Below are 5521 nucleotides of genomic sequence, written 5' to 3' on the forward strand. Positions count from 1 at the left end.
TACCGAATTTTGTTGCAGTGGTTCCAAACATACCTCCTATGGCATCCATATCCTGTCCCATGCCTGCTAACTGTCCTGACAAGGCAAGAAAAGTATATTTGAAAATCCAACCAACTACTACCGTGTAACCGATTGCCAGTGCAAGAGAGCCAATCACCGGAATAATACCTATTCTCTCTCCTATTTTTTTGTTACCGGTACGAACTTCCGTACACTTTCCAAAAGCTATAATAGGTCCGCCCTTTGCCGCACGACCAAGTGCCATTTCCTCGATAACTCCCGATGCTCCAATTAAAATTACAAACAGAACATATGGAATTAAAAATGTCATTCCTCCCCAATCTGATACCATGTATGGGAATCTCCATATGTTTCCCATACCTACGGCTGAGCCAATGCAGGCAATTACAAAGCCTGTCCGGCTCTTAAAGCCATCTCTCGTTTTTTCCATTATTAGAATTTCCTTTCCTTTAGTATGGTAAATATTGTACCATACAATGTGGAAATCCCCTATAACTTTTTACTGTTCAAGATAGTCCCTTATTCTATCAATATTGTAAAGAGGAATATTGGTCATCCAATCCTGTTTTCTATAATCGGACATAGAAGTTCTCACTGCAAATTTTGGGTTATACTTATCGCAAAATGCCTTTAAGCTCTTAGCCCTGAGATTTTCTTCTGCCTTAACTTCAATAGGAATAACTGAAGTTTTGCCCTGTACTACAAAATCAATCTCCCCTTGAGAATTTGTGGCTGAATAATAATAAGGCATTACTCCATTTTCAGAAATTAATTGTTGTAAAACATATTGCTCTGTAAGGGCTCCTTTAAATTCTGTAAAAATTTTATTTCCCTCTAGAATTACTTTTACATCTAAATCAGTCATTGCAATTAACAAACCAATATCAAGTAAAAAAACTTTAAATGCATTTAAATCCATATAAGCCTTCAACGGCAACGAAGGCTTATTTATTCTCTGTACTTTATGAATTAACCCACAGTCTAAAAGCCACTGAATTGCCAATTCAAAATCCTTTGCCCTGGCACCTTCCCTTACCTGACCATATATATATTTTTTGTTTTCCTTTGCCAACTGCATAGGAATTGAGTTCCATACCAGATTTAATCTTGTAACAAGATTCATCTCCGCATGCTTTGAAAAATCCTGTTGATAATAATTTATAAGATTTTTTTGAAGCTCTCTTACTTTTTTAAAATTTCTAGTGTCAACGTAGGTTTGCACCACTTCCGGCATTCCACCAACATAGTAATATTCACGAAGTCTATCTATATATTTATCTTTAAAGGTATTTACCATATCTGTGTCCTTACCTTGGAGAATGTCTACATATCTCTCTTCTCCTAATGCACATAAAAATTCCTGAAAATTAAGGGGATACAAATCCATAAAGTCAACTTTTCCCACAGGAAATGATGTTTTTTTATGCATTGCTACACCTAAAAGAGAACCGGCAGCCACAATAGCATATTCCGGCGCATTTTCATAAAAATACTTTAAAGATGACAGTGCTCTTGGAACCTCCTGAATTTCGTCAAAAATTAATAACGTATTTTCCCTTTCAATGGTTACACCGGTTTCAATTTCAATAGCCAGTATTATTCTCTCAATATCAATCTGACCTTCAAAAACCCCCTTCATCCTGACATTGCTGTCAAAATTTACATATGCCACATTCTCAAAACACTCTCTTCCAAATTCCTTCATAAGCCATGTTTTTCCTACCTGTCTGGCACCTCGTATAATAAGTGGTTTTCTGCTTTCACTATCCTTCCATTTTTTTAATTTTTCCAATGCAAAACGTCTCATACAACCACACCCTTTTCTTTATTATCCTTCTTTTTATATAATTATATCCATGTTATTTTTACACGTCAACATTTTTAAGGACGTAAAAATGTATTTTTGTTGCATTTTAAGGACGTAAAAGTGTGTTTCGTTACATTTTTAAGGACGTAATTGTTTTTTTACATAACAAACTCAATCTTCATTGCTTTTTGGTTCATGAGGATTCTTCTTTCCATACATCCACGCTGAAATTACCGAAACCAGCGGTACTGTAAGTATAATTCCAAGTGTTCCCGATATACCTTTTATTACCTCGATTCCAATGGAGTACATATTAATAATCTGCAAATACGGCATCATATATGCGTAAATAAGTATCATCGTGTTTATTGCTCCGCCGGTAAATGCCAATATTAATGTGTTAGACATTGTTCCCATCATATCTTTTCCCACATGTATACCCGATTTAAACAACTCTTTTGCAGTAAGTTCAGGTCGCTTGTTATGTATTTCCTCTATTGTGGCAGAAATGGAAACAGCCACATCCATTACTGCTCCAAGGGAAGCAATTAATATTCCTGAAAAAAACACTCCACCTATTTGAAGCTTACTGTTTTGGGAAACATATACCATCGTTTCTATATCTTCTATATTATAACCGGTTATACGGGTTATTTTTCCAAATACCGTGGCAAATATTCCGGCAATTAGAACTCCAAGTATGGTACCTGCAATGGCACAAATTCCTTTTTTGTTGTAGCCGCATATAAGGTATATGGAGACTATCGTTACAAATATTACCACCAGAACTGCTGCCCAGAAAGGCGAACAGCCAATGTACATTAAGGGAATGTATAGATATATTACGCATACAAAGGTAAATATAAGTGCCAGCATGGATTTAATGCCACGTTTTCCCCCTACGGCAAATAATCCAATGGCTAGAACAGCTACAATCCCCCAAATAATGTTTCCTCTGTCATATCCATATATACTTCCTGACAATTCATCATTGTAACTGCTAAGCTGCACGATTACTTTTGTTCCCTTTGTACAATATGTTCCGTAAAGGTATCCATTCATATTGTTAGCATCACAGATTTTTCCTTTATATTTTCCGGATCTGATTTTCACTTTTACATTTTGGCTCCCACCGTTTACCTGATTATCTGCTGTATTATCCTCTGTTACTTCCAATACTTCGCCCTTTACGAAATTAAAATTGTCATCAGATAGCAAAGGGACTCTGGTTATCCGGGAGTTGAATAACCAAAGTCCTGCTGCGAAAATTATAAGGAAAACAACAAATATAACATTTGAATATTTCTTCATTAAATTAATCCTCAATTCTTTAACAGATTATCTATTTAGCCTTTACTTTAAATGAAACTTTTTTGTTTCCAAACTTTACGGTAATCTTTACTGCTTTTTTGCTCTTCTTTAATGCCTTAATTTTTCCTGTTGCAGAAATGCTTACAACCTTTTTGTTTGAAGTTGTGTATTTAACGTTCTTTCCTGTAACACCGTTTACCGTAAGTTTTAACTGTAATGTTTTACCTTTCTTTAAAGTAATTGTCTTACCTGTTTTAACTGTCTTCCTGCCTGCCTTTAATGACAACTTCTGTACCGGCTTGTTAACCTTGTTATCATCCTTTTTGTCATCATTATTTGTTTCAGCTTTCTTCTGTAAGCCTGATTTTGCCTTTAAAAGGTTATTGTAGTTGTATTCAAATATTTTCTGACCAATAACAAGCTTCGTATCCATTGTCTTATCTAACAATGTGGAAAATCCTGTCTTCAAAGTTGTTGTTTTATCTTTCTGATAATCCCCCTGGGCATATCCATAGTAGTTAAGCATATCATCAGGATTGTCATTGTCGTTGTTCTTATCGTAAGCCTTTACAAGGTCTAATGCACCCTTATCTTCCCCTGTGTACTGCATAAGATTTTTTGCACTTTCAATTGCCTTTTGAAGTGTATCCCATGACTGTGTTGTATAACCATCATTCTTAACATTTTCTGCTTCGGTTATTAACTCTTTCATGGAGATATTATCATTTGTTTTGTACAATGTATAATCATCTGCATATTTATTTCCGTTGTAATCATATGTCTTTATTACAAGGGAATTATCTGTAAAATCAATAGTTGAAAATGTTGGAAGCTGTGTATTAGAACGCTCTGCAATGTAATACTGTTTTGTAGTTGCTAATTTGTAGAACTTACTTCCGCTGGCTGAACCTGCTGCAATGTAAAGCGTTCCTTCCGGATTAACTGCAACGGAATCTCCATAATTTATTGCTGTACCATCTGCCATTAAGTATGATCTTGCGTAGGAATGGTCATGACCTGTTAAGCACACATCAATTCCAAACTCATCCATTAAAGGTGCAAACAAAACTCTTAAGTTAGCACCGTCTGTATCAGAATGTGGCTGACCTGAACCATAAATGTCATGATGGAACATAACAACTTTCCACTTTGCATCCTTGTGACTTGCCACTGCTTTTTTAAGTAATTCCTTATGCTCTACTGTATTTCTGTTGTTACTGTTTAAACTGATAAACAACACATCCCCGTAACTAAAGTAATAATCTGAGCCTGAATTCGTGCTTCCTAAATTGTCATCTGAATTAGGGTTATTGTAATGGAATTTGTAATCTGTTCCTTTGCTTTCGTGGTTGCCTATAGTTGTTGCCAAAGGAAGGTTTCTCAAGATTGAAGGATATGTAAATCCTGCATATTCGCTTTCTCTTACATTCTTCCCATCTGAGCTGTCTGTTCCTGAATAATCAATCTGGTCACCTGCTGATAATATAAAGCTTGCATTTGGTGCTGTTACCTTTGACTGCTCCAATGTCTTATTCCAGTTGTAAGTGTCAACGGCAATGTTTAAATCATCATCTGTTCCCTGTCCCTTTGAACCTGAAGCTCCAACCTGTGGGTCACCTACAAGAATTGTCTGAAATGATGATGTTTTCTTTGTTGTATATGCCTTTGCTTCACTCCAGTTTGGATTTCTAACATCGTCTGTGTAGCTGTAATAATAAGTAGTGTCTTCTTCAAAATAATCTTCTATTGCAACTTTATTTGATGCCTTGTATGTATTTTTCTGGTTTGAACGATTAATTTCCGTTGCTGTTCCCTTAAATTCCTTTGCATCACTTAAATCCGATTTCTTTCCAACCTTAACTGCCGGCTCACCTTTTTCTTTGGAGTACCATGCAAATCCTAAATCCTTAGCGTTTTTTCCCGGTGTAAGAATAATTTTTGATGAATCATAGGCTTCCCCTTCTCTTGTAAGGTTTCCCTCTGAATCTTTTATATTCCATACCGTATCTTTCCAATTGCTGTAGTCTGATATGTTCTGTGTATCAGCGAATAATGTGCTGTTTCCACTTGTTTCTCCATATGCGAATACATTAGCCGGTGCTGATGTAGCCGCCATTGTTACTGCCATAGCTATTGCTGCGATCTGGGCAATATTCTTTTTTCTCATATTAATTTTCTCCTTCTGCCATAACGGCTTTTACTAAATGCACATTTCATTTTGTGTATTTAATTCTCAATTTAATACTTGTCTGATAAGCCTTATCGGGTTTTATTTTATCTGCCCTATGTTAAATTGTAAGGAGGAGTAATATTAAATTTAAGTAAAAATTATTCCCTGTATTTTAAATATTCCAAAAATTTTACCACTGCCACCGGCAGGGG

Annotated in this window: 3 protein-coding genes and 1 pseudogene; all 4 read right to left on the reverse strand. The window is 35.7% G+C overall.

Annotated features, from left to right (window positions below; all coding sequences use genetic code 11):
• A pseudogene (locus Q5O30_RS04485) lies at positions 1-451 on the reverse strand (sodium-dependent transporter); the annotation flags it as partial.
• Between the two features lie 69 nt (positions 452-520).
• Positions 521-1828 (reverse strand): ATP-binding protein, encoded by a 1308-nt coding sequence (locus Q5O30_RS04490; RefSeq protein ID WP_021952561.1) that lies wholly within the window; start codon positions 1826-1828, stop codon positions 521-523.
• 171 nt (positions 1829-1999) lie between these two features.
• Entirely contained in the window at positions 2000-3139 is a 1140-nt protein-coding gene (locus Q5O30_RS04495; protein WP_021952562.1) for a YibE/F family protein, read from the reverse strand.
• 31 nt (positions 3140-3170) lie between these two features.
• On the reverse strand, positions 3171-5306 hold the full coding sequence (locus tag Q5O30_RS04500) for a metallophosphoesterase family protein (RefSeq protein ID WP_021952563.1): 2136 nt from the start codon (positions 5304-5306) through the stop codon (positions 3171-3173).
• Between the last annotated feature and the right edge of the window lie 215 nt (positions 5307-5521).

Origin of the sequence: Eubacterium sp. CAG:161, from assembly GCF_000432355.1 — a bacterium.
GTDB classification, from domain to species: Bacteria; Bacillota; Clostridia; order Lachnospirales; family Lachnospiraceae; genus Eubacterium_G; species Eubacterium_G segne.